Source organism: Embleya australiensis (assembly GCF_051903075.1).
GTDB lineage: Bacteria > Actinomycetota > Actinomycetes > Streptomycetales > Streptomycetaceae > Embleya.
Genome location: NZ_CP182422.1, coordinates 6750409 through 6777154 on the forward strand (window position 1 = coordinate 6750409; position 26746 = coordinate 6777154).

General features: G+C 72.5%; 26 protein-coding genes. 13 read left to right on the plus strand and 13 right to left on the minus strand.

Going from position 1 to position 26746, the window contains the following annotated elements:
* Nucleotides 1-9 precede the first annotated feature (9 nt).
* A complete protein-coding gene (locus tag ACMXN5_RS29130) occupies nucleotides 10-1515 on the minus strand; it encodes an MFS transporter (RefSeq protein WP_439677733.1) in 1506 nt (501 codons plus the stop codon).
* A 153-nt stretch (nucleotides 1516-1668) separates the two neighbouring features.
* Nucleotides 1669-2253: a TetR/AcrR family transcriptional regulator gene (locus ACMXN5_RS29135; protein ID WP_439677734.1), complete on the minus strand. Its 585-nt coding sequence runs from the start codon at nucleotides 2251-2253 to the stop codon at nucleotides 1669-1671.
* Between the two features lie 115 nt (nucleotides 2254-2368).
* Here ACMXN5_RS29135 and ACMXN5_RS29140 point away from each other — a divergent pair, with 115 nt between their 5' ends.
* A complete protein-coding gene (locus ACMXN5_RS29140) occupies nucleotides 2369-3511 on the plus strand; it encodes a winged helix DNA-binding domain-containing protein (RefSeq protein ID WP_439677735.1) in 1143 nt (380 codons plus the stop codon).
* On the opposite strand, the gene ACMXN5_RS29145 is transcribed toward ACMXN5_RS29140, so the two are convergent.
* The 3 genes from ACMXN5_RS29145 to ACMXN5_RS29155 form a co-directional block, all read right to left on the minus strand.
* The gene (locus tag ACMXN5_RS29145) at nucleotides 3477-4466 is read right to left on the minus strand and encodes a hypothetical protein (RefSeq protein WP_439677736.1); all 990 of its coding nucleotides are present in this window, start codon (nucleotides 4464-4466) and stop codon (nucleotides 3477-3479) included. The genes ACMXN5_RS29140 and ACMXN5_RS29145 overlap by 35 nt on opposite strands.
* Before the next feature lie 74 nt (nucleotides 4467-4540).
* On the minus strand, nucleotides 4541-4930 hold the full coding sequence (locus ACMXN5_RS29150; protein ID WP_439677737.1) for a hypothetical protein: 390 nt from the start codon (nucleotides 4928-4930) through the stop codon (nucleotides 4541-4543).
* 83 nt (nucleotides 4931-5013) lie between these two features.
* Nucleotides 5014-5670: an MBL fold metallo-hydrolase gene (locus ACMXN5_RS29155; RefSeq protein ID WP_439677738.1), complete on the minus strand. Its 657-nt coding sequence runs from the start codon at nucleotides 5668-5670 to the stop codon at nucleotides 5014-5016.
* Nucleotides 5671-5825: 155 nt separating this feature from the next.
* Between ACMXN5_RS29155 and ACMXN5_RS29160 the strand changes: the two genes are divergently transcribed.
* Entirely contained in the window at nucleotides 5826-6698 is an 873-nt protein-coding gene (locus ACMXN5_RS29160) for a spermidine synthase (RefSeq protein WP_395790448.1), read from the plus strand.
* Nucleotides 6699-6730: 32 nt separating this feature from the next.
* On the opposite strand, the gene ACMXN5_RS29165 is transcribed toward ACMXN5_RS29160, so the two are convergent.
* Complete coding sequence (locus tag ACMXN5_RS29165) at nucleotides 6731-7126, minus strand: nuclear transport factor 2 family protein (protein WP_439677739.1); 396 nt, start codon at nucleotides 7124-7126, stop codon at nucleotides 6731-6733.
* Between the two features lie 110 nt (nucleotides 7127-7236).
* The gene (locus ACMXN5_RS29170) at nucleotides 7237-7440 is read right to left on the minus strand and encodes a hypothetical protein (RefSeq protein WP_439678126.1); all 204 of its coding nucleotides are present in this window, start codon (nucleotides 7438-7440) and stop codon (nucleotides 7237-7239) included.
* On the opposite strand from ACMXN5_RS29170, the gene ACMXN5_RS29175 reads away from it, so the two are divergent.
* The gene (locus ACMXN5_RS29175) at nucleotides 7393-7671 is read left to right on the plus strand and encodes a hypothetical protein (protein ID WP_439678111.1); all 279 of its coding nucleotides are present in this window, start codon (nucleotides 7393-7395) and stop codon (nucleotides 7669-7671) included. The two genes, ACMXN5_RS29170 and ACMXN5_RS29175, sit on opposite strands and share 48 nt — an antisense overlap.
* Here ACMXN5_RS29175 and ACMXN5_RS29180 read toward each other — a convergent pair.
* Nucleotides 7644-8318: a lysophospholipid acyltransferase family protein gene (locus ACMXN5_RS29180; protein ID WP_439677740.1), complete on the minus strand. Its 675-nt coding sequence runs from the start codon at nucleotides 8316-8318 to the stop codon at nucleotides 7644-7646. The two genes, ACMXN5_RS29175 and ACMXN5_RS29180, sit on opposite strands and share 28 nt — an antisense overlap.
* Nucleotides 8319-8527: 209 nt before the next feature.
* Nucleotides 8528-9160: a TetR/AcrR family transcriptional regulator gene (locus ACMXN5_RS29185; RefSeq protein WP_439678112.1), complete on the minus strand. Its 633-nt coding sequence runs from the start codon at nucleotides 9158-9160 to the stop codon at nucleotides 8528-8530.
* Between the two features lie 255 nt (nucleotides 9161-9415).
* Here ACMXN5_RS29185 and ACMXN5_RS29190 point away from each other — a divergent pair, with 255 nt between their 5' ends.
* Together ACMXN5_RS29190 and ACMXN5_RS29195 are read left to right on the plus strand one after the other, a co-directional pair.
* Complete coding sequence (locus tag ACMXN5_RS29190; RefSeq protein ID WP_439677741.1) at nucleotides 9416-10957, plus strand: APC family permease; 1542 nt, start codon at nucleotides 9416-9418, stop codon at nucleotides 10955-10957.
* The gene (locus ACMXN5_RS29195; protein ID WP_439677742.1) at nucleotides 10954-12624 is read left to right on the plus strand and encodes an amidohydrolase; all 1671 of its coding nucleotides are present in this window, start codon (nucleotides 10954-10956) and stop codon (nucleotides 12622-12624) included. The genes ACMXN5_RS29190 and ACMXN5_RS29195 overlap by 4 nt, the downstream gene beginning before the upstream one ends.
* Before the next feature lie 30 nt (nucleotides 12625-12654).
* Here the strand turns inward: ACMXN5_RS29195 and ACMXN5_RS29200 are convergent, their stop codons facing one another.
* A complete protein-coding gene (locus tag ACMXN5_RS29200; RefSeq protein WP_439677744.1) occupies nucleotides 12655-13527 on the minus strand; it encodes a helix-turn-helix transcriptional regulator in 873 nt (290 codons plus the stop codon).
* A gap of 206 nt (nucleotides 13528-13733) precedes the next feature.
* Here ACMXN5_RS29200 and ACMXN5_RS29205 point away from each other — a divergent pair, with 206 nt between their 5' ends.
* From ACMXN5_RS29205 to ACMXN5_RS29225, 5 genes are all read left to right on the plus strand, one after another.
* Nucleotides 13734-14504 (plus strand): dienelactone hydrolase family protein, encoded by a 771-nt coding sequence (locus ACMXN5_RS29205; RefSeq protein WP_439677745.1) that lies wholly within the window; start codon nucleotides 13734-13736, stop codon nucleotides 14502-14504.
* 424 nt (nucleotides 14505-14928) lie between these two features.
* Nucleotides 14929-15690 carry a group II truncated hemoglobin gene (locus ACMXN5_RS29210; protein WP_439677746.1) on the plus strand — a complete coding sequence of 254 codons (762 nt, stop codon included), beginning with the start codon at nucleotides 14929-14931 and terminating at the stop codon, nucleotides 15688-15690.
* Between the two features lie 522 nt (nucleotides 15691-16212).
* Nucleotides 16213-17607, plus strand: coding sequence for an alpha/beta hydrolase (locus tag ACMXN5_RS29215; RefSeq protein ID WP_439678113.1), 1395 nt, complete (start codon nucleotides 16213-16215; stop codon nucleotides 17605-17607).
* Nucleotides 17608-17782: 175 nt separating this feature from the next.
* Nucleotides 17783-18610: an ATP-binding cassette domain-containing protein gene (locus ACMXN5_RS29220; protein WP_439677747.1), complete on the plus strand. Its 828-nt coding sequence runs from the start codon at nucleotides 17783-17785 to the stop codon at nucleotides 18608-18610.
* The gene (locus ACMXN5_RS29225; protein ID WP_439677748.1) at nucleotides 18607-19284 is read left to right on the plus strand and encodes an ABC transporter; all 678 of its coding nucleotides are present in this window, start codon (nucleotides 18607-18609) and stop codon (nucleotides 19282-19284) included. The genes ACMXN5_RS29220 and ACMXN5_RS29225 overlap by 4 nt, the downstream gene beginning before the upstream one ends.
* A gap of 39 nt (nucleotides 19285-19323) precedes the next feature.
* On the opposite strand, the gene ACMXN5_RS29230 is transcribed toward ACMXN5_RS29225, so the two are convergent.
* The gene (locus tag ACMXN5_RS29230; RefSeq protein WP_439677749.1) at nucleotides 19324-19983 is read right to left on the minus strand and encodes a pyridoxamine 5'-phosphate oxidase family protein; all 660 of its coding nucleotides are present in this window, start codon (nucleotides 19981-19983) and stop codon (nucleotides 19324-19326) included.
* Nucleotides 19984-20102: 119 nt separating this feature from the next.
* On the opposite strand from ACMXN5_RS29230, the gene ACMXN5_RS29235 reads away from it, so the two are divergent.
* From ACMXN5_RS29235 to ACMXN5_RS29245, 3 genes are all read left to right on the plus strand, one after another.
* Complete coding sequence (locus ACMXN5_RS29235; protein WP_439677750.1) at nucleotides 20103-21410, plus strand: aminotransferase class I/II-fold pyridoxal phosphate-dependent enzyme; 1308 nt, start codon at nucleotides 20103-20105, stop codon at nucleotides 21408-21410.
* A 223-nt stretch (nucleotides 21411-21633) separates the two neighbouring features.
* Nucleotides 21634-22926 (plus strand): sensor histidine kinase, encoded by a 1293-nt coding sequence (locus tag ACMXN5_RS29240; RefSeq protein WP_439677751.1) that lies wholly within the window; start codon nucleotides 21634-21636, stop codon nucleotides 22924-22926.
* 56 nt (nucleotides 22927-22982) lie between these two features.
* The gene (locus ACMXN5_RS29245; RefSeq protein ID WP_380001553.1) at nucleotides 22983-23627 is read left to right on the plus strand and encodes a response regulator transcription factor; all 645 of its coding nucleotides are present in this window, start codon (nucleotides 22983-22985) and stop codon (nucleotides 23625-23627) included.
* Nucleotides 23628-24248: 621 nt separating this feature from the next.
* Here the strand turns inward: ACMXN5_RS29245 and ACMXN5_RS29250 are convergent.
* Both ACMXN5_RS29250 and ACMXN5_RS29255 read right to left on the minus strand, forming a co-directional pair.
* Complete coding sequence (locus ACMXN5_RS29250) at nucleotides 24249-25856, minus strand: sensor histidine kinase (RefSeq protein ID WP_439677752.1); 1608 nt, start codon at nucleotides 25854-25856, stop codon at nucleotides 24249-24251.
* Entirely contained in the window at nucleotides 25853-26602 is a 750-nt protein-coding gene (locus tag ACMXN5_RS29255) for a response regulator transcription factor (RefSeq protein WP_439677753.1), read from the minus strand. The genes ACMXN5_RS29250 and ACMXN5_RS29255 overlap by 4 nt, the downstream gene beginning before the upstream one ends.
* Between the last annotated feature and the right edge of the window lie 144 nt (nucleotides 26603-26746).

Below are 26746 nucleotides of genomic sequence, written 5' to 3' on the forward strand. Positions count from 1 at the left end.
GGTGGTGAACTACGGGGCGCGGTCGGGGTTTCGGGCCTGCTCGCTGTCCCGCTCCTGGCCCCGACCGCCGTCCTGGTCCGGACCCCCGTCCCGGACCAGGACCGCCGCCGCCACCGCGGTCAGCAGGAAGACGACTCCGGCGGTGCCGAAGGCCCAGGCGTAGCCGCGGATCGGGTCGGTCCGCGTGGCGGCCACCGACATCAGCGCGGCCAGGCCGACGGTGGGGCCGAGTTCCATCGCGGTGTTGAGGACGCCGCCGGCCAGGCCCGCCCGGTGGGCGGGTACGTCCCTGGTGGTCAGCACGGCGGTGCCCGCGAAGACGAGGGCGGCGCCGATCGGGAGCAGCACCAGGCCGGGCAGCAGGTCGACGGGGTAGCGGCTCGGGTGGTCGATCCGGGCGAGCAGGAACAACCCGGCGGCACCCACGACCAGCCCGGCCGCGGTGGCGCGGACGGGACCGTACCGCCCGATCAGCGGTCCGGCCGCCCGGCCCGCCCCGATCAGGGCGACGGTGAACGGGACGAACGCGCCGGCCGTCGCGAGCGGCGACCAGCCGTGTTCCCGCTGGAGGTAGAGCGAGATCAGGAAGCTGATCAAACCCGTACTGGTGGCCGCGAGCAACACCCCGATCAGGCCGAGGATCCGGCGCCGATCACGGACGAAGCCCGGGGGCAGCAGCGGATCGGCCACCCGGCGCTCGACCGCCAGGAACGCGGCGAGCAGGACCACGCCGGCGCCGAGCGGGAGGAGGACGGCGGTCGACGTCCAGGCGTGGTCGCCGGTGACGGTCAGTCCGTAGCCCGCGAGCGTGATGCCGATCGTGGCCAGGACCGCGCCGAGCGGATCGAGGCCGGGGCGGCGTCGCGACGCCGGCACGGACGCGCGGGGCAGCCGTGAGGGCGCAAGCAGCAGCCCGAGCGCGGCGACGGCGACCGGTACGGCGAACATCCAGCGCCAGGACACCCACGTGGTGAGCACGCCCGAGGCCAGGTTGCCGGTGGCGGCGCCCAGGACGGACAGGCCGCCCCAGGTCGCCATCGCCCGCCGGTACGCGCCCGGTTCGGGATGTACCGCGCGCAGCACGGCCATCGCGGCGGGCGCGGTGAGCGCTGCCCCGAGCCCCTGCCCGAAGCGCACCGCGACCAGAACCGCGAAGTTCGGCGCGAACGCGGCGACCGCCGAGGTCAGGCCGAAGACGACCAGGCCCGCGGTGAACATCGGGCGCCCGCCGTACCGGTCCGCGAGCCGCCCGCCGAACAGCAACAACCCGCTGAACGGCAGCCCGTAGGCGGCGCTGAGCAACACCAGATCCGCCGAACCGAGGCCGAACTCGCGGCCGATGTCGGGCAGCGGCACGCCGATGATGGTGATCGTGAAGATCAGCGTGGCCTGCACGGTGCCGAGCAGCGCGAACGCGCCGGCGGCCGAGGCCCCGCCGCCCCGGGCGCCGGGCGCTCGGTCGGTCGAGCGGCCGAGCGCGCGGTCGGGTTTGTTGCCGATCCCGATGCTGGTCATGTCGATTCCCCCCTTGCCGCCGACAGTCTTTTCGGATCGATCGTTCTTGATTGAGGGCATGATGCAGGGCATGCCTCAGTGCGTGACGGAGCGCATCACGGCGGGCAGGTCTCGCCCGGCTGCCCACGAGGTTCCCCGCGCGCCCCGCCCGGATCAGTCGAGCAGGCTCAGCGCCTGCCGCGTCGCGTCGCGCAGGCGGTGTGCGTCGGGGCCGGCCTTGCCGACCACGCGAATCCCCTGGAGGACCACCAGCAGGAAGCGGGCCAGAGCCTGCGGATCCCGGTCCGGACCCAGCTCGCCCTGGGCCCGGGCCCGGGTGAGCGCGAGGGTCAGATTGGTCTCCATCTGATTCCAGCCGCACTCGACGATCCGCGCCGCGCGCGCGTCGTGCGCGGCCAGTTCGGCGGCGGTGTTGGTCAGGAAACAACCGCGCAGCCGGGTCGGCTCCTCGGACGCCTGACGGGCGAACCGCTCGACCAGCGCCCGAACGGCCGGCAGTACCGGACCGGGCTGGGACAACTCCTCGAACAGCTCGGGATTGCGCGCCTCGCGGTAGCGGTCGAGCGCCGCGAGGTAGAGGTCGTGTTTGTTGCCGAACGTCGCGTAGATGCTCGCCCGGGCGATGCCGAGGCGCGCCACGATGTCCGCCATGGAGGTCGCCTCGTAGCCGCGCTCCCAGAACAGTTCGAGCGCGGACTGCAAGGCGGCGTCGGGATCGAATTCCTTGGTCCTGGCCACGGACGTGACTCTAGGCCATTCGAGAATGGTCGGTCAAGAAAGGATTCGCTTGACGGGCCGGGCACCGGGGACATTGCGGCAAGCTTTCGACCGCATTCGCTTCTAGTCTGCGGGCATGGAGATCACCACGCTCAGCGTCCGTCGGCTCAACCGCGCCCTGCTCGAACGTCAGTTGTTGGCGCGGCGGCAGTCGATCTCGGCCGAGGCGGCGATCACCCACCTGGTCGGCATGCAGGCGCAGGCCCCGCATCCGCCCTACGTCGGGTTGTGGACCCGGCTCGCCGAGTTCGCTCCCGCCGACCTGGCGGACGCGCTGACCGATCGTCGGGTGGTCCGGGTCGGGCTGATGCGCGGCACGGTGCACCTCGTGACGGCCGCCGACTGCCTCGCGCTGCGGCCGGTGGTGCAGCCGATCTACGACGCGGACCTGTACCGCAACTCCCAGCACGGGCTGGGCGAGTCCACCATCGACGTCGGGAAACTCGTCGCCGCCGGCCGCGAGTTGCTGGTCGAGCGGGCGCTCACCGCCAAGGAACTCGGGCTCGCGCTCGGCGAACGGTTCCCCGACGAGAACCCGGCGGCGCTGGCGCACGCGCTGCGCAGTCAGGCGGCGCTGGTCCAGGTGCCGCCGCGCGCGCTGTGGGGGCGCGGCGGGCAGTCCGCGTGCACCACCGCCGAGCACTGGCTCGGCCGCCCGCTCGGTACGGACACCGCGCCCGACGCGATGGTGTTGCGCTACCTGGCGGCGTTCGGCCCGGCCACCGTCGCCGACGTGCAGGCCTGGTCCGGCCTCGGCCGGCTGCGCGAGGTGGTCGAGCGGCTGCGGCCGAACCTGGTGGTCCATCGCGACGAGGCGGGCCGGGTGTTGTACGACGTCCCCGACGCGCCGCTGCCGGCCGAGGACACGCCCGCGCCGCCGCGCTTCCTGCCGGAGTTCGACAACGCGCTGCTGTCCCACGCGGAACGTGCGCGGATCATCTCCGAGCCGGACCGCAAGCGGCTGTTCACGGTGAACGGCATCGTCCGCGCCACGTTCCTGGTGGACGGTTTCGTCGCGGGCATCTGGCGGCTCACCCGGGGCGGCAAGCCGGTGACGGCCGGTTCGGTCGCCGCCGGCGCCGCCTCGGGGATGCCGCTGGTCCTCGAACTGCAACCGTTCCGACCGATCGACACCGCCTCGCGCGAGGAATTGGAGGCGGAGGCGGCCCGGCTGCTCGCGTTCGTCACGCCCCACCCGACCGAGGTGCGCTTCGGCTGAGCCCGGCCCGCAGTTCGTGGGCCAGATCGCGGCCGGCCGGCCGGCGACCCGGGACGTGCAACAGCCGGGCGGTGTCGGCCAGGAGGTGGGTGATCCGGGCCGACGAGACGCCCCGCTGCGCCGGCAATACGCGCGTGGTCAGCAGGTCGGCGGCGTCGGACCAGGCGCGGGTGCGGGCGAAGGCGTGCAGCAGGTACGCGTGGTCGTTGTGCGCGGTGCGGCTGCCCGGGATCCACCCCGCGGCGGCCTGCTCGAACAGGGGGATCGCGCGCGTCCAGTCCCCGTTGTCGGCGTGCGTCATCGCGTGGTGCCACGTGATCTCGGCGGCGTCCAGCCACCACGCCCAGGCCGGATCGCGGGTGCCGGGACCCTGGAGATGCCGGCCGTACGTCTCGGCGATCAGTCGGCGAGCCGCGGCGTGTTCGCCGTACTGGTTGACCGCGCGGGCCCGGCGCATCACGAACAACGTGCGGACGCCGGGCGGCAGTTCGTCCCGCAACACGTCGTCGCAGATGCGCAGCGCCACGTCCGGCCGGCGCAGGTGGATGGCCTGCATGGCGAGCTGGGACAGCGCGAAGTGCTCGGCGGAGCGGTCGCCCGCCAGACGCGCGGTCCGCACCGCCCGCGTGGTGAGCCGCCGGGCGAGCGCATGCCGGTCGGCGTCATACGCCAGCCACCCGGCGAGCTGATCCGCCTCCGCCACGGCGGCGAGCCGCTCCCGGGACGGGGCCGCGCCCAGGACGGCCCGCCCCGCCGCGTCGGCCGCGCGGACAGCCGGCCCGAGCAACTCGCCGGCGCCGAACCGGGTGTCCAGGGCCACCAGTCGCGCGGTGTGCTCCCGCAACCGCCATGCCTCGGCGGCGTCCCGTCGACGCCGGCCCACCGGCCCGAAGTGCCCACCGGGCAGGCCCGGTTCCACCCCGGCCGGGCCCCCGGCGGCCCGTCCCTGATCCACGCGCCTCTCTCTCCACCCGCTACCCGCCCACAGTGACCCCACGACCCTACGGTGGACGGCGCGGCGACGGGTGCCTACATCAGCCCGACCACTCGGGGCGGGACGAACAGGTGGAAGGCCCGATGCTCCGCGGCCACCATCGCGGCGGCGCCGCCCGGATGGTGGGGTTCGGGGCCGGCGTCCAGGATGCGATGGTGCCAGGCGCAGCGTTCGCAGCCCGGAGTCCAGTCCGGCAGATGCTCACGGTGGCCCGTGACCAGGTGCCGGGCCAGGCGGATCCGGGATCCGATCATGCTGTCCAGCGGGTCGTGATCGACGCCGCGATCGCCGCTCCGGCGTCGCTCGTCGGTCTCCTCCTGGACCCGTTTCATCCGGCGGTACAGGCGCACACACTCCGGGCAACCCCACATCCACGGCGGGGGTACCGGCCATTGGTTCTCGGGAGTGCCGTCGTCGGCGGTCATATTCGTCACGGTAGTCGCGGGCCCGGGCGGGTACCAGAGTGTGACGGGGCCGCGACGAAGCGGGTACGCCGATCGTGCGCGGATCAGCCCGTCGCGAGCTCGATGCCCTCGCCGTCGACCGGGCGTCGTACGGAGCGGCTGTCGGTGCCCGCGAGTTGGCCCAGCAGGCGCTCGGTCATGGCCAGTCCGGTGTCGTTGAACACGCCGTCGTGGATCAGCAGGGCCCGGGCCGGATCCACCTCCCGGATGAAGTCGGCCGCGTCGCGGAGCGCGAGCCAGGGCCCGCCGGCGGGGACCAGCAGGGTGGGCGTGGTCTCCTCCGGAACGGTGAGCGCGTCGCCCGGGTGGAAGACCTCGCCCGCGATCAGGAAGCCGACGTTGTCGATGACCTCGATGTCGCGGTGGATCACCGCGTGCTTTTCGCCGTACACGTGCACCGACACGCCCTGCGCGCCGCCGATCTCGAACGTGTCGCCGTGGGTGACCGGGTGGATCCGACCGGCCAGGTCGGGGAACCGCGCGGCCACGGCCGGGTTGGTCCACACCTCCAGATCCGGGTTCGCCGCGGCGGCGGCCCGTAGCGTTTCGGGGACCACGTGGTCGAAGTGCTCGTGGGTGATCAGGACGACATCCGCGCCGACCATCGCGTCGGGGTCGCTGAGCGACCCCGGGTCGATCACGACGGTGCCGTGCGGCGTGGTCAGACGTACACACGCGTGACCGAGCTTGGTGAATCGCATGGCTCTGCTCTCCCGGGTCGGTGGGTTTGCTGCGGGTCGTGCGGTCGGTGCCGCGATACGTCCCCGACGCTTCTTGCCGCGGCCCTGGTCGATCATGCCAAGTGCGGGGCCGGCATGCGGCGGGAAGGGTGCCCCGGCTGCGAGAGAATCGATCCATGTACGACGATCAGGATCAGCAGGAAGCCCCGGAGTCGATCCCGGTGGGGCGGGCGACCGATCTCGGCGCGGCGTTGCTGATGCCCGACATCGACCGGCCCCGCGCGTGGTTGCTCACGTTGAACGATTCGCCGCAGTCGTACGTGGATCTCGACAAACCCGAGCACCTGGAATTCGAGTACACCCGACGGCTCGGGCATGTCGTCGACCTCGCCGCCGCGCCGGGCGAACCGCTCGCCGCGCTGCACCTGGGCGGCGGCGGACTGACCCTGCCCCGCTACATCGCGGCCACCCGGCCCGGCTCGTTGCAGACGGTCGCCGAACTCGACGGCGAACTGGTCGCCCTGGTCCTGGAACACCTGCCGCTGCCGGCCGGGGCGGCGGTGGATGTACGGACGGGCGACGCCCGCGAGGAGTTGACCGCACGCCCCGACGACTCGGCCGATCTGGTCATCGCCGACGTCTTCGGCGGCGCACAGGTACCCGCGCACCTGACCTCGCGCGAGTTCGCCGTCGAGGTGGCCCGGGTGCTGCGGCAGGGCGGGGTGTACGCGGCCAACATCGCCGACGGCGGCGACCTCGACTTCTCCCGGGCGCAAGTGGCCACCCTGCGCTCGGTGTTCCCCGAGGTGGCGCTGATGGCCGAGCCGGGTGTGCTGCGCGGCAGGCGCTTCGGCAACCTCGTCGTGGTCGCGTCCACGGCGCCGCTGCCGGTGTCCTCACTGGCCCGGCGGACCGCGGGCGACGAGATGCCGGCCCGGGTGTTGTCCGGCATCGAGGCGCGGGTGTTCTCGCGGGACGGGGCGCCGGTCACCGACGAGACGGCCACGGCGTCGCCGGCGCCGCCCGGGGGGACGTTCCGGATCGGGTGAGGGGCCGGTTCGCGGGTCGGCGCGGGAGGTGCTCAGGCCCAGAAGGCGTCCGCCGCCTCCAGGTCGTCCACACACTCGTCGAGGTCGGAGACCTTGTCGCCGACGATGCGGAAGACGATGCCGCCGGCCTGGTCGAGCGTCTTGTCCGCGCGCCGGGCGGTGGCCCGGTGTACGGACATCACGTGGCCCCGGCCGTCCACGAAGAGGTGCTGCAACTCGACCCGGAACGTGCCGTCGCTCTCGGTGGCGAGGCTTCCGTAGTAGCCGAGGACCGCGTCGATGCCCTTGAAGTCGCCGGACAGCGGGTGGTTGCCCGGGACGTGGTGTGTGCAGTCGGAGGTCAGCAGGGTGCGAAGCGTGTCCGTGTCGCCGGCGGAGAAGGCTTCGTATCCTCGGCGAACGAGTGCGGCGTGTGCGTGCTCAGCCATGATGTTTCGCCGCCTTTCATGACAAATCAGGACGAATGGCTGATGTGTCAAGCCTGTCACTCGGGCGGCCCGGGGTCCAGGTCCGCCGCCGTTGCCGTCGCCGGCGCGGGTCAGGGGCGGAAGGCGCGGCGGTGGTCGGCGGGGAAGGTGCCGAGGCGGGCGGCGAAGTGGTGGGGGAGGCCGGCGGCTCGGCGGGCGAGGTCGTCGACGGTGAGCGGGCGGTCGAGGTGCCGGCCGGCCCAGTGCGGCACCGGGGCCAGGCCCTCGTGGACGCCGGCGCCTACCCCGGCGACGACGCCACGTCGGACGTGCACCCGGGCACGATGGACCACCCGGTCCACGCGAGCCGGGACCGCGGCGGCGACCCCGCTGTGGTGTACGGGCCGGGGCGAACTGCCGCGCAGGCCGCGGGTGTCGGCCGGCGCCTGGAGCTGGGAAGGCCGCGTGCGCCGAGCCGGCCGCGGATCCGTGCGCGGTCGGCGCTCCGGTCCGCCCGCAACGCCCCGCGCCCGTCGGCTCAGACCTCGGCGGGCGTCTCGTTGTAGACGCCCGCGTAGTCCTGTCCCGACAACTTCTGGATCGCTTCCATGATCTCGTCGGTGATCTCCCGCCGGGCCCGGGCCACGTCGGTCCGCCCGTAGTGGCGCGAGAAGTCGAGCGGTTCGCCGAAGCGGGCGAGCACGCGCGGGGACAGCTTGGGGATGTTCGAGCCGATCGGCTGGACCCGGTCGGTGCCGATGATCCCGACCGGGACGACCGGGCACCGCGCGGCCAGGGCCAGCCACGCGACACCGGTCCGGCCCCGGTACAGCCGGCCGTCGCGCGAGCGGGTGCCCTCGGGGTAGATGCCGAACGCGTCGCCGCGCTCCAGTACCGAAAGGGCCGTCTCCAGCGCGGCCTTCGCCGCGCTGTGTGCACCGCGGGGCACGGGGACGGCGCCGATGCCGGTGAAGAAGGCCTTGCTGACCCGGCCCTTGAGCCCGGGGCCGTCGAAGTATTCGGCCTTGGCGAGGAACGACACCTTGCGTGGCATCACCACGGGGATCGCGACGCTGTCAACGAACGACAGGTGGTTGCTGGCGATGATGACCGGGCCGGTCATCGGTACATTCTCGCGGCCCTCGGTGCGCGGGCGGTAGATCGCCTTCGCGGTGGGCGCCACGACGCCATGCATGAACTTGTCGATCAGCACGGATCCCCCGTGGGAGTGGTGAGGTCTGAAAACACGCGCCACCTTATCGAGTCTGCGGCACCCTCACGACGCGTGTACCCACCTGTGCCGTTGACACAGGGTCGGCTGGTGGTCACGGTACGGGTGGTGGCACTTCCCGCCGCCGTTTTTGCCCGGCGGCGGAGGCGGCGCGGGCGGCGACGCACGCGGCCGGGCCGGTGCGGGCCGATTCACACCCGGCGGGCGAGCGAATCGAGCAGCAGGTCCAGGACGTCCTCGAACGGACTGCCCGACATCCCCGCCGCCAGGTGCGGACGTACCGCGCCGATGGCCGGATAGTCGGCGGCGGGCAACATGCGGTACGTCTCCTCCCACGACCGGTCGTCGGCCTCACGAACCTCGGGAGCGAGCGCGGCGTAGGACGCCTCCAGTGCCGCGTGGGCCAGCACGGTGTCGATGAACGCGTGGTAGTAGCGGGCCGCGTCGGCGGGGGAGAAGCCGGCCGAGAGCAGCAGCGAGACGCCCAGCTCCACCGCCCGGAACTCGTTGTGCCGCCGGGTGACCCGCGCCGCGGCGATGGTGGCCACGCGCGGATGACGCAGTTGGCCGTCCCGGACCCGCATGCCCAGTTCGCGCAGTGACGCGACCCAGTCCGGGCCGGGCCGGTAGCCGGCCAACGTCTCCCCGATCAGGAAGTCGGCGATGGCCAGGAGCAGGTCGTCGGTGCTGCGGAAGTAACGGTAGACGGCGGTCGGGTCGCACCCGAGGGCGGCGCCGAGTCTGCGGACGGTCAGGGCCTCCGCGCCGTGGTGGCCGATCAGCCGTACGGCACACTCGATGATGACATCCTCGGACAAAACCACTCCGGACCTGGTCGGCCTGCGCCGACGGCGCTCGCCCATGACGCGATCCGTCCGAGGTGGTTGCCCGGAGCTGTTCGATTGTGTTTGCTTTGCCCCGTTCGACGCATTCGTCCCGGCTGTCCGGTCCATCCGCTCCTCCGAAGCCGCGCCCGCCATCCGGGACCACCTTACGTCAACACCATTGACGTAATTCCGACACAGGCTGTTTCATCGGCGTCCACCCCTCCATCAGCCCTTGCCCTCCTTGGAGCGCCGATGTCAACGAATCCGCCCCGGGACGACGGCCCACCCGCGCTGCGCAAGTCGCTCGGCGTCGTCGACGGTGTCGCGGTCGCCGCGTCCAGCACGGCCGCCACCACCAGCATCGGCGTCGGCATGGGCAGCCTCGCCGCCACCGTCGGGTCGAGCACCCCGGTGATCATCCTGATCGCGTTCCTGCCCATGCTCGGTATCGCCGGCGCGTACGCCCGCCTCAACCGGGTCGAGCCCAACTGCGGCAGCGGCTACGTCTGGGTCGGCAAGTCGATCGGCCCCTGGTCCGGCTTCCTCACCGGCTGGGTCGCCCTGGCCGGGTCGGTCATCTTCCTCGCCTATACCAGCGCGATCACCGGCTCGGTGCTGCTCCAGTTCGCCGACAAGGCGGGGTGGCACGAGTTCGCCGGGCTGGCCCTGGATCCGAACTCGACCAAGCTCAGCACGGTGCTGGGGCTGGTGGTACTCGTGGTGGTGACCGTGCTCGCGGTCACCGGCGTACACCAGGCCACCCGGCTTCAGACCTTCCTGCTCGTCTTCGAGTACAGCGTGCTGCTGATCTTCTGCTGCTGGGCGATCGCCGTCGGCGAGCAGCCGTTCTCGTTCTCCTGGTTCAACCCGTTCGAGATCGACTCCGCGCCGCACTTCGCGCAGGGCCTGGTACTCGCGGTCTTCTTCTTCTGGGGCTGGGACGCGGCCTTCAGCGTCACCGAGGAGACCAAAAACCCCGAGGACTCGGCCCGGGGCGGGCTGATCGCGCTGTTCGTGATGCTGGGCATGTTCCTGCTCGGCGCGATCGCCTTCCAGCGGGTGATGACCGTGCCCGAGATGACCGAGAACGGGCCGCAGGGCCTGACCTTCCTCGGCGCCCACCTCGCCGCCGATCCGTGGGCGAGCCTGCCGCTGCTGGCGCTGATCTTCTCCGCGGTCGCCTCGCTCCAGTCCGGGGTCATCCCGACCGCGCGCGGCATGCTGGCGATGGGCCGGGACCAGACGCTCGGCAAGGTGTGGACCCGGATCCACCCGACGTTCGGTTCGCCGGCGATCGGCACGGTGCTGATCATGGCGATCGCCGCCGGCACCGCCGTCCTGGCGATCGGCATCCCCAAGCTCAACGACATGATCCTGGCGGCGGTCAACTCGATCGGCCTGATCGTCGCCTTCTACTACGGCCTCACCGCGATCGCGTGCGCCGTGCGCTTCGGGCCGACGCTGCGCACCGATCCGCGCGAGGGGGTGCGGGCGGTGGTCATCCCCGGGCTCAGCGGCCTCGTGCTGCTCGGGGTCGGGGCGTACCTCTCCTACGACTATCTGACCATGAGCGACGGCTTCGAACTCAGCCCCGACAACGGCTGGTTCATGTTCTCCGTACCGATGGCGGTGATCCTCACCGGTCTGGGCTTCGCGGCCTACGCCAAGTACGTACGCAAGTCGCCCTACTTCGAGACCGGTCGCGGCACCGACGCCGACGCGATCGAACTGCCGATGGACCGCTACAACGACGCCGCCGACTTCGACGCATTCAAGGCCAGGGGACACGCATGAGCACCACCACCGTCATCACCCGCCCGGCGTCGGCCTCGGTGGCCGCCGACCTGGTCTTCACCGGCGGGCCGGTGTACGTCGTCGACGGTGCGCGCGCACGGGTGAGTTCGATCGCCGTGCGGGACGGACGCATCGTCGCGGTCGGGCACGACGAGGTGCGCGAACTGATCGGGACCCGCACCGAGGTGGTGGACCTCGCGGGCCGGCTGCTGATCCCCGGGTTCCAGGACGCACACGTGCACCCCGTGGGCGCCGGCATGGAGATGGGGCAGTGCGACCTGTCCGAGTACGAGACGGCCGCCGACTACCGGCGGGTGATCCGGGAGTACGCCGAGGCCAATCCCGACGTCGAGTGGATCACCGGCGGCGGCTGGTCCATGGAGGCCTTCCCCGGCGGGCTGCCGCACCGGTCGATGCTCGACGACATCGTCCCCGACCGGCCGGTGTACCTGCCCAACCGCGACCACCACGGCGCCTGGGCGAACAGCCTCGCGCTGCGCCTCGCGGGCATCACCCGCGACACCGCCGACCCGGCCGACGGGCGGATCGAGCGCGACGCGGACGGCGAGCCGACCGGCGTGCTCCAGGAGGGCGCGGCGAACCTGGTCGGTCGGCTGCTGCCTCCGTCGACCGCCGAGGACCAGGTCGCCGGGCTGCTGCGGGCCCAGGCGGTCCTGCACTCGCTCGGCGTCACCGCGTGGCAGGACGCGCTCCTGGGCGCGCACGCCAACATCACCGACGCCACCTCCGCGTACCTGACGGCGGTGGATCGTGGGCAACTCACCGCCCGGGTCGTCGGTTCGTTGTGGTGGGAACGCGATCGTGGGGCGGAGCAGATCGAGGACCTGCTCGTGCGGCGCGAGAGGGGCACCCGCGGCCGGCTGTCCTGCCGGACGGTGAAGATCATGCAGGACGGGGTCGCGGAGAACTTCACCGCCGCGATGCTCAGCCCGTACCTCACCTCGTGCGGCTGCGCCTCGGACAACAGCGGGATCAGCTTCATCGAACCAGAGGCGCTGCGCGGCTACGTCACGGCCCTGGACGCGCACGACTTCCAGGTGCACTTCCACGCGCTGGGCGACCGCGCGGTGCGGGAGGCGTTGGACGCGGTCGCGGCGATGCGGGCGGCGAACGGCCGGAAGGACACCCGGCCGCACCTCGCCCACCTCCAGGTGGTGCACCCGGACGACATCCCGCGCTTTCGCGAACTCGGGGCGAGCGCCAACATGCAGCCGCTGTGGGCCGCGCACGAGCCGCAGATGGACACGCTGACCATCCCGTTCCTGGGCCCGGAGCGGGCCGCGTTGCAGTACCCGTTCGGCGAACTGGCGCGCAGCGGCGCGACGTTGGCGGCGGGCAGCGACTGGCCGGTGTCCAGCCCCGATCCGCTGCACGGGATCCATGTGGCGGTGAACCGGCGCGTGCTCGGGTCGGACGCCCCGGTGTTCTTCCCGGAGCAGCGGTTGGACCTGCATGCGGCGCTGGCGGCGTATACGGCGGGCAGCGCGTATGTGAACCACCTGGACGACACCGGGAGCATCGTGGTGGGCAACCACGCGGACCTGGTCGTGTTGGATCGGGATCCGTTCGCGGGGGCGGTGGGGGAGATCGGGTCGACGCGGGTGGTGGAGACGTTTGTGGGTGGTGAGCGGGTGTTCGGGGGGTAGGGCGGGGGCGCGGGCCCGGGCGGGGGTTTGTCACTCACGTGGGTGAGGGGCGGCCCCTGCCGTCGGCTCGTCGTCCAGGAGCGCGGCGATCCGGGCCAGGTCCGGCGGGTCGGCGGTGAAGGTGACCAGTTTGTGGTCCGGGTGGTCGGCCACCTGAAGGACCACGTGTTCCAGGTCGATCCGGCCGAGCAGCGGGTGGTCGAGCCGTTTGCGGCCCGAGGACAGCGCGTTGACGTCGTGCCGGGGCCACCACCGGTCCGCCTCGGGACCGGCCGCACGCAGCCGGGCGATCAGCGCGGCGAAGGCCGGGTCGTCGGGATGCCGGTCGGCGGCCATCCGGAAGCGGGCGAGCGCGCCGGCCGCCTCGGCGGCCCAGTCGACGAGCCGGGTGCGGGCCTCGGGCTCGGCCAGCGTCCACCACACGATGTTGCGCCGCTCGGGCGTCAGTCGCGACCAGTCGGTCCACAACAGGCGCGCCGCGCGGTTGGCGGCGAGCACGTCGAAGCGGAGCCCGGTGACGTAGGTCGGGTACGGGTCGAGGCGGTCGACCAGCGCGGCGACGGCGGGGGCGAGCACCTCGGCCGTGCCGTCGGCGGGTGTGCGGTGGGACGGATCGCCGTGGGCGAGGCGGATCAGGTGCGCCCGTTCGGCCGGGTCCAGGCGCAGCGCGGCGCCGAGCGCGTCCAGGACCTGGCGGGACGGGCGGAGGTCGCGACCCTGCTCCAGGAACGTGTAGTAGGTGGTCGAGATCGCGGCGAGGCCGGCGACCTCCTCGCGACGCAACCCCCGGGTGCGGCGGCGGGTGCCGGGGGGCAGGCCGACGTCCGCCGGTTGGAGCCGGTCGCGGCGCGAGCGCAGGAAGTCGGCCAGTTCACGGGCGGGTCGGTCGGGGACATGGGGCATGCGGGCGGGTTCCTCGTGGGTGGGGGTGCCTCGTGGGTGGGGCGCCTCGTGGGGCGGTGCCGGGTCCGTCGACGCGAGCCTGGTACCCGTTTTACCGGTAAGAGCGGTCTCTGGATACCAGTGTGGGGCGGATCTAGGGTCGGGACCATGACCAAGATCAAGATCGTGCGCACGGCCGGCGCGACGATGGGCGAGGGGGCGTGGGGATGAGCGTGGAGATCGTGACGGAGTGGGTCGAGATCGAGGTACCGGGCGCGGCGGAGCCGATGTCGGGTTACCTGGCCCGGCCGGCGCGGCCCGGGCCGCATACGAACGTGCTCGTGGGGTTCGAGATGTTCGGCGTCACCGGCTACGTGCGGGGCGTCGCCGAACGGCTGGCCCGACTCGGATTCCGGGCGCTGGTACCGGACTTCTACCACCGGGCGGGCCGCCGGATCGAGCTGCCGGCCGACGCCGAGGGGCGGGCCCGGGGTCTCGCGCTGGTCGGGGGGCTCACCCGGGACGGCGTGCGGGCCGACGCCGAGGCGGCGATCGCGGATCTGGGCCGACGGTTCGGCGCGGAGGGGGATGTGCCCACGGCGATGGTGGGGTTGAGCGCGGGCGGGCACACCGCGTACTACGCGGCGACGGAGGTGCCGTTGGCGGCGCTCGTGGCGTTTTATCCGGGATGGCTGACCACGGGCGAGATCGCGCTGGGCCGGCCGGAGCCGACGATCGACCTGACGCCGCGCATCGCGGGGCACGGGACGCCGGTGTTGGTGCTGATCGGCGAGGGCGACCACCTGTACACGGCCGAGGACCGCGCCCGGATCGTCCGCGAGTCGGCGCAGTCGAGTACGCGGCACGAGGTGGTGCTGTACCCGGACACCCCGCACGGGTTCTTCTGCGACGAGCGCGACACGTACCGACCGGAGGCGGCGGCCGACGCATGGTCGCGGACGGTGGCACTGCTGCGGGAGACGTCGAGGCCCGGATGACCACCCTCCCGATCACACCGGTTGGATGGGGAGTTTCGGATAGTGCATCCTTTGCCGTGGCTGTGCCGATATCGACCGCGCCACGGCACCCGAAAGCCGGTGCCGCAAACCCGGTGCGGGAGCAACCGGCGCAGCGTCGAGTAAGTATGAAAAGATCGTCGCCGAACTCTGCGGGGCGCATCGTCCGATCCGCCGCACCCCGCAGTCGGCCCGCCAACCCGGGCCGGCCCGGGACCCGTCCGTCCCGATCCCGCCGCGTCGCGCCCGGCGGGATCGGGGGACGGGTTTCGGCGCTTCACGGTGTCCGGCGCGTGCGCTACGCCCTTACGCGGTCGGCGAAATCGGGTCGCGTCGATGATCACCGCGCCGGTGTTCCAACCTATGGTTGACGCGATCGAACCAGCGCCTGCATGGGGGACCGTTCATGATCGTCGAATACATCCGCTACACGATCGCCGAGGCGCAGTCCGGTGAATTCGAGGCCGCCTACGCCCGCGCGGCCGAGTCGCTGGCCGCCGCGCCGGAGTGTGTGGACTACGAGTTGAGCCGATGCGCGGAGGAGCCGTCCGCGTACATCCTGCGGATTCGCTGGACCTCGGCCGACGAGCACCTGAACGGCTTCCGCAAGGGTCCGCACTTCGCCGCCTTCTTCGCCGCGATCCGACCGTACGTGGCCGCGATCGAGGAGATGCGGCACTACGCGGTGACCGAGGTGGTCGGCCGGGGCGGGTCGACGCCGACGCTGTACGAGTGGGCGGGTGGCGCGCCCGCGTTCGAGAAGTTGTTCACCACGTTCTACGAGCGGGTGGCGAAGGACGAGATCCTGGCCCCGGTGTTCGCCGGCATGGACGCGCACCACGCGGAGCACGTCGCGTCGTGGCTGGCCGAGGTGTTCGGCGGCCCGGCGCGCTACAGCACCGAGTTGGGCGGGCACCGGCACATGGCCTCGAAGCACCTGGGCCGGGGGATCGGCGAGACGCAGCGGCGGCGCTGGGTGGCACTGCTCCTGGAGACGGCCGACGACGTGGAACTGCCCGCCGACCCGGAATTCCGGGCCGTGCTGGCCTACTACCTGGAGTGGGGCACCCGGATGGCGATCATCTACTCCGGCCCCAACCCGCCGCCGCTGCCCGAAACACCCATGCCGCGCTGGGACTGGGGTCAGACGCCGCCGTATCGGGGCTGAGCACGCGCCCGGCCGGCGTACGGCCGACGGGATCGCGGGTCGGGCCCGACGAGGGCCCGACCCGAACCCGGACGGGAGCCGACCCAACTCCGCCGCTACGCGCGTCGGATACGGTCCGCAGGCGGCTGACTGCCCATCAGATTGCCGATATAAGCGGCCAAACGGACGTATCACGGTTCAAACCCAAAATTTTGGTAACGGTAACCACTCCCCTTGGCAAGGATTTCCGTTCCGTACCGACCGTCCCCTCGTCGCATCGGTCCTCCGCACGGCAGCATCTGCGGCGTCGATGTCACTCGTGACAGCTCCGTCACATGGAGGAACACCCACGTGAAGAGACACACTCTCGTCGCGTTCGCAGCCGCCACGACACTGGTGGGCGGGCTCCTGACCCTCGCCCCACCGGCTTTGGCGGACGACTCCCCGGCACCCTCGGCCGAGTCCGCGTCCACCCCCATCGCCTGGAAGAACTGCGGCAGCTCGAATTATCCGAAGCTGGAATGCGGTTCGTTGCAGGTCCCGATGGACCACAGCCGTCCCGACGGGCAGAAGATCACGATCGCGGTGTCGCGGATTCCGCACACCGCCGCCAAGTCGCTCGGCCCGCTCCTGGTCAACCCCGGCGGTCCCGGCGCGCCCGGCCGCGGTCTGGCCGGCTACGTCGCGAAGAACCTGCGCCCCGAGGTGGCCGCGCAGTTCGACGTGATCGGCTTCGACCCCCGCGGCGCCGGTGCGAGCGAGCCGCACCTGGACTGCATCCCGGGCTTCAACAACCCGGTGCGTCCGAACACCGTCCCCGACGACTTCGGCGACGAATTCGCCAACATCAAGCGGGTGTACACCTTCGCCAAGGCGTGCGGTGACAAGTACGGCGACTTCCTGAAGTACATGAACACGCCGGCCCAGGCAGCGGACATGGACTCGATCCGCGCCGCGCTGGGGGCCAAGCAGATCAGCTACTTCGGCTACTCGTACGGCACCTACCTCGGCTCGGTCTACGCCAAGCTGTTCCCGAGCCGGGTCAAGCGCCTGGTGCTGGACAGCATCGTCGACCCGAGCAGGGACAGCGTCTGGTACGGCGGCCAGCTCACCCAGGACGTGGCGTTCGACGCCAACATGAAGGCGTTCTTCGCCTGGGTCGCCAAGTACGACGCGAACTACCGCCTGGGCACCGACCCGGCCCAGGTCGAGAAGGCCTGGTACTCGATGCGCGCGGCGCTGGCCAAGGCCCCGGCGGAGGGTGTCGTCGGCGCCTCCGAACTCGAGGACGCGTTCGCGCAGGGCGGTTACAACGACGCCTTCTGGGCCGAGTTGGCCGAGGGCTTCTCGGGCTACGCGGTCGACCACGTCACCGGTCCGCTGCGTACCGCCTACGAGGACCTGGCGGCGGCCAGTCCCGGCAACGACAACATCAACAGCGGCTACCTGGCCACCCAGTGCCGGGACGCGGCGTGGCCGAAGGACTGGGCCACCTGGCACCGGGACGCGGTCAAGACCTACGCCAAGGCGCCGTTCCTGACCTGGAACAACGTCTGGTTCAACGCGGCGTGCGCGTTCTGGCCCACCAGCAGCCTCAAGCCGGTGAACGTCGCCAACGACAAGTTGCCCAAGACGCTGCTGTTCCAGGCGACCAACGACGCCGCCACCCCGTACGAGGGCGGCGTCACCATGCACCGCCTGCTGCGCGACTCGGCCCTCGTGGTCGAGCAGGGCGGGCGCAACCACGGCATCTCGCTCAGCGGCAGCACCTGCCTGGACGACTACCTGAACGAGTACCTGATCACCGGGAAGACCCCAAAGGGCAACGGCCACGGGCCGGCCGACGCGATCTGCCAGAAGCAGCCCGACCCGGTCCCCAACGCGGCCGAGGCCAAGCTGAAGGCGGATGCCCGGAAGGGCTCCAAGACCGCCCTGTAGGGCACCGCGCACCAAAGTTCACCAGGACGGGCCCGTCGCCTCGGCGACGGGTCCGTCCGCGCGTTCCGCCCTGCCGGTCAAGGCAGTTGGCTCCTGTGCCGGGCCGGCCGCGGGATGTGCCGGCCCCCGTGCTGCCGTAAGGTCTGCTGCCGAGGTTCGGCGAAGGGGGACGGCGGTGCACCTGACGGGTGTCGGCAAGCGGTACGGCCTGCGCGGCCCGTGGGTGTTGCGCGCGGTGGACCTGCATCTGCCGCGCGGCGCGCTGATCCGGGTCGAGGGCGGCAACGGCGGCGGCAAGTCCACCCTCCTGCGGGTGCTGGCCGGGGTGTGCGAGCCGACCACCGGCAGCGTCACCGAACGCGGCTCGGCCGCCTACGTCCCCGAGCGATTCCCGCCCGAACTGCCGCTCACCGCCCGGCGGTACCTGACCCACCTGGGCCGACTGCACGGCCTCACCGGCCGGGAGAGCCGGCGCCGCGCGGACGAGTGGGCCGAACGCCTCGGCTTCGCCGACAAGATACGCGCGCCGCTGCGCGGGTTGTCCAAGGGCACCTGCCAAAAGGTGGCGGTGGCCCAGGCGTTCCTGGCCGAACCTGACCTACTGGTCCTGGACGAGGCGTGGACCGGGCTCGACCAGCCCTCGCGCGACGTCCTGGACAACTGCGTGGTCGAACGCATCGAGGCGGGCGCCACCGTGGTCTTCGTCGACCACGACCCCCGGCGGCTCGCCGACCAGGTGTACGAGACCTATCGGGTCGAGGCGGGCGCGGTCGTCGCGGCGATCCCCGAGGCCCGGGCGATCCGGGTGCTGATCGACATCGACACCGGGCCGAGCCCCGAACTGGACCGACTCCCGGGCGATCCCGTCCGCGAGCAGAGCAGGCCCGGCGTGGTGCGCCTGCACAGCAGCACCGCGCACTCCGACGCGCTGCTGCGGCATCTGCTCACCGCCGTGCCCGGGATCAGCGTCCGGGCGGTCCATCGGGAAGGAGACGGCGCGTGACCTCCGCCGTGGTGCGCTATCAGGCGGCGCTGCTGCTGCTCTCGTATCGATGGGTGCCGCCGGTCCTGCTCTACGCCGCGGTGATGGGTATCGGGGTGGCGGGCGGCGATCCGCTGCTGTCCTCGTTCGCGTGGGCGGCGGCCGCGATCATGCCGGCCGCGGTGTGGCTGACGCGTGTGGCCGTCACGGTCGAGCCCGCGGCGGCCCGGCACACCGCCTCGGCGGCGGTCGGGCCCGGGCGCGCGCACCTGGCCGGGCTGCTCGTCGCGTTGACCCTGACCTGCCTGCTCGCCGCGATCTGCACCGGCGCGCTCGCCGCCGGCACGGACCACGTCGCCCATCACGCCACGCACGGCGTCGGTCGCGGCGAGGCGCTCGCCGCCGGCGCGATGGCCCAGTTCGTCACCATCCTCGCCGGCGTCGCGATCGGCGCGCTGACGAACCGTCCGGTGTTGCGCCGAGCCGCGTACGCCGTCCCCCTCGCGGCGCTGCTCACCCTCGCCGCCCTGGTCACCCCCGGCAGCCCGGCGGCCCGAGTGCTGAAGGTGCTCACCGACGCCGCCACAAACGACGAAATCACCCTCCCCACCACCCAACTGGCTGTCACCGCAGGCGTATTCGTCGTCGTCATCGCCCTGACCTGCCGCATCGCCGCCCGGGTGGAACACGACTGACGGGGCGTCAGCGGCGGCGTCCACCCGCGTCGTCCCCGCTCAGGAGGCTCCCAGCCACGTGGCCAGGTAGGGCGGGATGTCCTGGTCGGCGCGGTCGGGGCGGATGGGCCCCCGGGTGGTGGTGAGGGGGACCACGCCCGCGTAGTAGGGGAGGTCGAGGTCGTCGGGGTCCTCGGCCAGGCCGTGGTCGCGGACCTTCGCGGCCACCTGCTCCAGGTCCAGGCGCAACACCGTGGTCTGCGCGTTCTCCTTCGGGCTCGGCGCGCGTACGTCGTCGGCGCGGCCCGGCACCAGGTGGTCGATGATCACCCGGTAGGCGTGCAGCTGTTCGTCGGTGTCGGTGACGTGCACGAGCGGGCCGTGCGCGATCACGCAGCGGTAGTCCACCGAGTGGTGCATCGCCGAACGAGAGAGCACCACAGAGTCGACGTGGGTGACCGAGATCGCCACCGGCACCCCCTCGGCGCCGCTCGCCCGCGCCGCGAGGGCGAGTTGCCCGCCGCTCGAGGTGTGCAGGTACAGGCGCTCCCCGTCGCGTCCGAACGCGAGCGGGATCAGCTGGGGCCGGCCACCCACGGTGAACGAGACGTGCGCCATGAAGCCGGCGTCCAGGATCGCGTGCACCACGTCGGCGTCGTAGCGCATGCGGTCGCGGTGACGCTTCGGGGCGGTGGCGGCGGTGACGGGGTACTCGGCCATCACGAAGATCCTTTGTACTAGTTCAAAACGCTCTTTGGAGTAGTACAATAAAGCCGGACCTGGGGAGGCTGTCAACGGCATAACCTCCTCCCGGAATGTGCCCAGGACGCAGGAGAAGCATGGCCACCACCGGTCGAACCGCCGCCGACATCGCCGCATCCGTCGAGCGCGACCTGCACGCGCGCGAGATCGCCCCCGGCGACGCGCTGCCGCCCGTGCGCACGCTCGCGGCCGAACTCGGCGTGAACGCCAACACCGTCGCCGCCGCCTACCGCACCCTGCGCGAACGCGGCATCGTGGAGACCCACGGCCGAGCCGGCACCCGCATCCGGGCCCGCCCGGCCACCACCCAGCGCAACACCCTGGGCCCGAACGTGCCGCCCGGCGCACGCGACCTGTCCACCGGCGAGCCCGACCCCGCGCTGCTGCCCTCGCCGGTCTTCCCCGAGCCGAGCCACTGGCGACCCCTGTACGTGCACGGCGCGCTGTACCGGCCGTTCGAGGACGCCGCCCGCACCGTGCTCGACGCGGTGGGCGTGCCGACCGACCACCTGGCCGCCACCTCCGGAGCGCTCGACGGCATGGAGCGTTTGCTCACCGCACACCTGCGCCCCGGCGACCTGGTCGCGGTCGAGGACCCGAGCTGGGGCAACCTGCTCGACCTGCTCGGCGCGCTCAACCTCACCCCCCGCCCGATCCCCGTCGACGACCAGGGGCCCGACCCCGTCGCGACCGAGGACGCGCTGCGCGCCGGCGCCCGCGCATTCGTCGTCACCGCCCGCGCGCACAACCCCACCGGCGCCTCGGTGTCCGCCGAACGCGCCGCCGCGCTGCGCCCGATCCTGGCCGCGCACCCGCGGGTCGTGCTCCTGGAGGACGACCACGGCAACGACATCTCCGGCCGCGACCTGCACACCCTCGCCGGCATCACCACCCACTGGGCGCACATCCGCTCGGCCTCCAAGGCGTACGGGCCCGACCTGCGCTGCGCCATGGTGGCCGGTGACGCGATCACCATCGACCGGATCCTCGGCCGGCAGCGGCTCGGCCCCGGCTGGATCAGCCACGCGCTCCAGCACGCGGTCGCCCACGCGTGGACCTCCGCCGAGGTCGCCGCGCACATCCGCGAGGCCCGGGAGGCGTACCGGGTGCGCCGGACCGGGCTGATCGAGGCGCTGCGCGAGCGGGGCGTGCGGGCGGTGGGCGACACCGGTTTCAACGTGTGGGTCGAGGTCCGGGACGAGACCGCCGCCGTCGCCGGCCTGCTCGCCCGGGGATGGGTGGTGGCCCCCGGCGCGCGCTACCGCATCACCTCGCCGCCCGGCCTGCGCATCACCGTGGCCACGCTCACCGCCGAGGAGACCGGCCCGCTGGCCGACGCGGTCGCCGAGGCGGTACACACGGGAGCGGCCCGCCCGGGGCGGTGAACGGGGGAGCGGCCGACCGGGGCCGGCGAACGGGGAGCCGGCGCGGCGAGGCGCCGGGGGTGCGGCGGCCGGTCGCCGCGGAGCTACGCGGCACAATGTCCGTGATGGGAGGTGGGGCAAACCGAACCGTGACGTCGGGGGCTGTCACCCTCGCATCCGCGTCCCCGTGCCGGAGAGCATGGGCACACTCCACCGTCACGTCCGCAGCACTTCGAGGATGCCGATGCCCACCTTCCTGAAGGCCCCGTTCACCCGACGAACATGGGCCGAGTTCGGCTACGCCATCCTCACCTTCCCGCTCGCGGTGTTCGGATTCGGCGTCGCCTTCACGCTCGCCGCGTTCGGGATCGCCCTGACCGTCACCCTGATCGGCCTGCCCCTCCTCGCCCTGCTCGTGATGGGCGCCCGCGCGTGGGGCGGCGTGCACCGCGGCCTGGCCCGGGCCATGCTCGGGGTCCAGGTACCGCCGCTGAGACCCTTCCGACGCCGGCCGGGACCGCTCGGGCTGCTCGGATCCGCGCTCGGCAACGCCGAGGGCTGGCGGGCGGTCGCGTACACCATGCTCAAGCTCCCACTGGGCCTGCTCATCGTGATGGTCACCGGCATGTTCTGGGGCAACGGCCTGGTCCTGCTGGTCTACCCGGTGCTCATGGCCGCCTTCGACCCGCACGTCACCGACTCCGACGGCGTCGTGCACCACTCGGGGATCCAGATCAACGACCTGTACTTCGACACCCTGCCGCTGCAACTGGTCGTGTCCGTGGTGGGCGTGCTGATCCTGCTGCTCGCGCCGTGGGCGGTCCGAGGCGTCGTACTGCTCGACCGCCTGCTCATCCCCGCCCTGCTCGGACCCAGCAAGTCCGCCCAGCGCATGGCCGACCTGGAGGAGACCCGCGCGATCGCCGTCGACGACTCGGCCGCCACGCTGCGCCGGATCGAGCGCGACCTGCACGACGGCGCACAGGCCCGACTCGTGGCGCTCGCGATGAACCTGAGCCTGGCCCGGGAGAAGCTCGACGCCGAGGACACCGAGCGCCCGATGGACGTGGACCGCGCCCGCACCCTCGTGGACAGCGCGCTCGGCAACGCCCGGGAGGCGATCGTGGAACTGCGCGACCTCGCCCGGGGGATCCACCCGCCGGTGCTCGACCAGGGCCTGGACGCCGCGTTGGCCACCCTGGCGGCGTGCAGCGCGGTGCCGGTGGAGGTGCGCACCGACATCCCGGTCCGGCCGCCCGCCACGATCGAGACCATCGCGTACTTCTGCGCCGCCGAGCTGCTCACCAACGTCGCGCACCACTCGGGCGCGACCGCCGCGATCGTCGACGTGAGCGTGCGCGACGGCCTGCTGCGGTTGTCGGTCACCGACAACGGGCGCGGCGGCGCGCACGGGGGCAAGGGCAGCGGCCTCACCGGACTGGTCGAGCGGGCCCGCACGGTGGACGGCGTACTGCGCATCGACAGCCCCGTCGGCGGGCCGACCCAGGTGACGGTGGACCTGCCGATCCGCGGCTGAGCCGGTCGCCGGGCCGCCGGCCGGGGGGCCGGCTCGGGCATGGGACGATCGAGCCCATGCGCATCGTCATCGCCGAGGACGCCGCCATCCTGCGGGACGGCCTCGTCCAACTGCTTCTCGACCGCGACCACGAGGTGGCCGCGGCCGTCCCCGACGCCGACGCGCTGCGGGCGGCGGTGGCCGAGCACAAACCCGATGTGTGCGTGGTCGACATCCGGATGCCGCCCACGCACACCGACGAGGGACTGCGCGCCGCGATCGACATCCGGCGCGAGCATCCCGGCATCGGCGTGCTGGTCTTCTCGCAGTACATCGAGACCCGCTACGCCGCCCAACTGCTCGGCGGCAACGCGGCGGGGGTGGGCTACCTGCTCAAGGAACGGGTGGTGGACACCCGGGACTTCACCGACGCGCTGGAGCGGGTCGCGGCCGGTGGCACCGCGCTGGACCCCGAGGTGGTCACCCAGTTGTTCGGCGCGGGCCTGCGCAGCGGCGGGCTGAACACGCTGACCCCGCGCGAGCACGAGGTCCTGGGCCTGATGGCCGAGGGACGCACCAACGCGGCGATCGCGAAGAAGATGGTGGTGACCGAGCGGGCGGTGGAGAAGCACGTCGGCAACATCTTCACCAAACTGGATCTGCCGCCCTCGGACACCGATCACCGACGGGTGATGGCGGTGTTGCGCTACCTGCAGCTGTAACCGCCGCCGGACGGGCCCGGTGCGTGCCTTGGGCGGGGCCGGTGTGGGACGGGCGGATCTCCCCCTCCGGGATCCGCGCTTCCCACACCGGCCCACGGGACCGTCCGTAGGTTCAGGGCGTCGGCATCTCCGCCGCCGCGGGTGCGGGGCGAACGACGTACCGTGGGCCGGACACGAGCGAGGCGAACGTGGACGGCGGGGCGGATCGGGGGGCGGCCGCGGGCCCCGTGGTCCCCAACTCGAGCGTGCCCGGACCACCTTGGGTCGCGTCGCCGCACGCGGTCAGTCCGATGACGGTCGAGATCACCGCCGCGAGCATGCACGCCGCCGTCCCGGGCAGCGCCAGGCCGCGACTCACCCGGCCGGACTCACCGCTCGTTCGGCACACCGCGCGAGACCGCCCCGAGGTCGGTCTCGCGCGGGTGCCACGAGGGCTGCGCGGTCGTCCGGTGGCCGCCGCCACCGGGCGTTGCCGCATACGCGGGGGGCGAGGTGCACAACGCCCCCGAGGTTGTCGAGGCGGCGAGGAATGTTCCTCGCCTGCGGTGGGGTTCAGGCATCCGCGGCCTCCCCGAAACGCCGGGCCCGCCCCACCCCGGGCGGGCACGGCGTAGCAGGAGGCTAGGGGCGTTCCTTGTGGGTTTCCTGTGAATGGGCCGTCGGGGAGCGGGAATTCACGGCGGGACCCGTTCCGGATCGAGCTGTGGATCCGGATCCGGATCGGGATTTCGGCACGCTGGGGGCGGTGGGAGCGGCGCGGGGTGGGGGCGCGGGTTCGGGTTTCTCCCGGTCCGCCGTTCGGCCTTCGTCCCGCACGCGGCCCAGGACGCCGAGCCAGGCGCGTTCGCGGGCGGCGGTCGGGTCGGCGCGCAGGGGGAGCACCACTTCGATCCGGGTGCCTCGGCCGCTCGGCGGGACGCCCACCGTGACCCGGCCGCCGTGCAGCGCCACCTGCTGGGCGACCAGGGTCAGACCCAGCCCGGCGCCGCCGCTGCCGGGACCGCGATGGAAACGATCGAACACCACGTCGCGCAACTCCGGTGCGATCCCGGGCCCGTCGTCGTCCACGCACACCACGCCGCAGTCCAGCCCGGGAAGCACCTTCACCAGGACCCGACTCGCGCCGTGCACGAGTGCGTTGCCCACCAGGTTGTCCACCAACAACCGCAGCCCCGCGGCGAGTCCGTACACCACCACCTCGTGCGGCGCCTCCACCCGTATCTCGACCGGGAGTTCGACGCCGGGCCGGTGGGCGGGCGCGCTCCGGGCCGACGCGTGTGCCACCTCGCCCAGTTCCACCGCCTCGAACGCCGTCGCGTCCACCAGGTCGCCCTGGGCGAGGGCGCGCAGCGCGGCCAGGACGGACAACACCCGCTCGTGGCCCACCCACAGGTCGGCGAGTACGTCCGCACGCTCGGCCGCGGCCAGGTCCGGATAGGTGGTCAGCACCTCCAGATCGGTACGCATCCCGGTCAACGGGCCGCGCAGTTCGTGGTCGACGGTCGCCGCGAACGAGCGCGCGGTCTGCAGGGCTTCGCGGGTGCGCGCGGTCTGCTCGGCGTATCGGCCGAGCACGTCGTCGAGGGTGCGGCCGAGCTCGTCCACCTCGACCACGCCCGACGCCACGTGTACCGCCTCGTGCGTGCCGTCGTCCGGATCCAGCCGGGCCGCGCGCCGGCGCAGCGCGCGCAGCGACCGGGTGGCCGCGGTCCCGGCGGCCAGCCCGGCGAGTCCGGACAGCGGTACGGCGAACGCGGTCACCACGTAGACCCGCCGACGCAACAGCGCGGCCTGCGCCTCGGGTTCGCCCGAGGGCAGGAACACGTACATCGGCCCGGTCGGCAGCGGCCGGGTGACCATCCGCCACGAGAGCCGACCGGCGTGCACGGTCACCGGGTTCGGCGCACGGGCGGGCAGCGTCGTGGTCTGCGGTGGTTGCGGACCGACCATCAGCGGCCCGTCCGGGGTGTCCACCCGCACACCCACGTCGAGCGCCATGCTGAGCACACGGTACTGGCGGGTGCGGAGGGCCTGTTGGCGCACGTCCAGGTCGGTTCGCATCAGTGCGCGGGCGGGTGGGGTCAACCGCTCGGCGCGCTGCTGGAGTTGCTGGTCCTGACGGGCCAACAGATCGGCCCGGACCCAGTGCACCACGAGGGTGCCGGCGCCCAGTACGAGCAGGGGCACCAGGACGGCGACCGACAGCGCGACGCGGGTGGAGAGCTTCATCCGGGACCGCCGCCGGCCCGAAGCACGAATCCCACGCCGCGAACGGTGTGCAGCACGCGCGGCCGACCGTCCGCCTCCAGCTTGCGGCGCAGATAGCTGACGAAGGTGTCGACCACGTCGGTGCGTACGTCGAAGTCGTAACCCCAGACCCGGTCCAGGAGTTGATCGCGGGTCAGCACCAGGCCGGGGTTGCGGGTGAAGACCTCCAGGAGGGCGAACTCGCGACGGGTCAGGTCGAGCGGGACGCCCGCGCAGGAGGCGATGTGCGCGGACACATCCACCGCGACCGGGCCGACCCGCAGCGGCGCGTCGCCCACCGGCCCGGGCGGTCTGCGCCGCAGCAACGCCCGTAACCGTAGGTCGAGTTCGCGCAGATCGAAGGGCTTCACCAGGTAGTCGTCCGCGCCGCTCTCCAGGCCCGCGATGCGATCGGCGGTCTCGTCGCGGGCGGACAACATCAGGACGGGGGTCGCGGCGCCTCGGGCACGCAGTCGGGCGCACACCTCGATGCCGCTGATCCCCGGCATGGCCACGTCCAGGACCACGACCTGCGGGGCGGCGGCGGGCACGGCCGGCTCGATCAGGTCCAGCGCGCGGGTGCCGTCGGCGGCGAGGGTGACGTGATAGCCGGCCAGGCGCAGGCCGCGTTCCAGGGCCCGGCGGATGGAGGGGTCGTCGTCGACGACCAGGACGTGGGGCGGGGTGGGGTGTGTGGTCGGGGTGGGGGTTGCGGGAGCCTCGGTCACCGGATCGCGGCCTCCGTTTCGGGAGTCCCCGATTCGTGGGGCTCCGGGTACGGATGGGGGGACGAATTCGGGTGCGGATAGGGGTGGTTGCCCGGAGCCGGTGGTCGCGGGGTGGTCTCGGTGGACGCACCTTCGTCGCGGATC

What these genes read in the sequence shown, in the direction of transcription:
- ACMXN5_RS29230 (WP_439677749.1), bottom strand. Translation starts at nt 19,983, where the DNA reads ATGGCCGAGTACCCCGTCACCGCCGCCACCGCCCCGAAGCGTCACCGC.
- ACMXN5_RS29155 (WP_439677738.1), bottom strand. Translation starts at nt 5,670, where the DNA reads ATGCGATTCACCAAGCTCGGTCACGCGTGTGTACGTCTGACCACGCCG.
- ACMXN5_RS29245 (WP_380001553.1), top strand. Translation starts at nt 22,983, where the DNA reads ATGCGCATCGTCATCGCCGAGGACGCCGCCATCCTGCGGGACGGCCTC.
- ACMXN5_RS29250 (WP_439677752.1), bottom strand. Translation starts at nt 25,856, where the DNA reads ATGAAGCTCTCCACCCGCGTCGCGCTGTCGGTCGCCGTCCTGGTGCCC.
- ACMXN5_RS29210 (WP_439677746.1), top strand. Translation starts at nt 14,929, where the DNA reads ATGATCGTCGAATACATCCGCTACACGATCGCCGAGGCGCAGTCCGGT.
- ACMXN5_RS29195 (WP_439677742.1), top strand. Translation starts at nt 10,954, where the DNA reads ATGAGCACCACCACCGTCATCACCCGCCCGGCGTCGGCCTCGGTGGCC.
- ACMXN5_RS29235 (WP_439677750.1), top strand. Translation starts at nt 20,103, where the DNA reads ATGGCCACCACCGGTCGAACCGCCGCCGACATCGCCGCATCCGTCGAG.
- ACMXN5_RS29160 (WP_395790448.1), top strand. Translation starts at nt 5,826, where the DNA reads ATGTACGACGATCAGGATCAGCAGGAAGCCCCGGAGTCGATCCCGGTG.
- ACMXN5_RS29200 (WP_439677744.1), bottom strand. Translation starts at nt 13,527, where the DNA reads ATGCCCCATGTCCCCGACCGACCCGCCCGTGAACTGGCCGACTTCCTG.
- ACMXN5_RS29140 (WP_439677735.1), top strand. Translation starts at nt 2,369, where the DNA reads ATGGAGATCACCACGCTCAGCGTCCGTCGGCTCAACCGCGCCCTGCTC.
- ACMXN5_RS29130 (WP_439677733.1), bottom strand. Translation starts at nt 1,515, where the DNA reads ATGACCAGCATCGGGATCGGCAACAAACCCGACCGCGCGCTCGGCCGC.
- ACMXN5_RS29150 (WP_439677737.1), bottom strand. Translation starts at nt 4,930, where the DNA reads ATGACCGCCGACGACGGCACTCCCGAGAACCAATGGCCGGTACCCCCG.
- ACMXN5_RS29190 (WP_439677741.1), top strand. Translation starts at nt 9,416, where the DNA reads ATGTCAACGAATCCGCCCCGGGACGACGGCCCACCCGCGCTGCGCAAG.
- ACMXN5_RS29215 (WP_439678113.1), top strand. Translation starts at nt 16,213, where the DNA reads ATGGACCACAGCCGTCCCGACGGGCAGAAGATCACGATCGCGGTGTCG.
- ACMXN5_RS29205 (WP_439677745.1), top strand. Translation starts at nt 13,734, where the DNA reads ATGAGCGTGGAGATCGTGACGGAGTGGGTCGAGATCGAGGTACCGGGC.
- ACMXN5_RS29165 (WP_439677739.1), bottom strand. Translation starts at nt 7,126, where the DNA reads ATGGCTGAGCACGCACACGCCGCACTCGTTCGCCGAGGATACGAAGCC.
- ACMXN5_RS29240 (WP_439677751.1), top strand. Translation starts at nt 21,634, where the DNA reads ATGCCCACCTTCCTGAAGGCCCCGTTCACCCGACGAACATGGGCCGAG.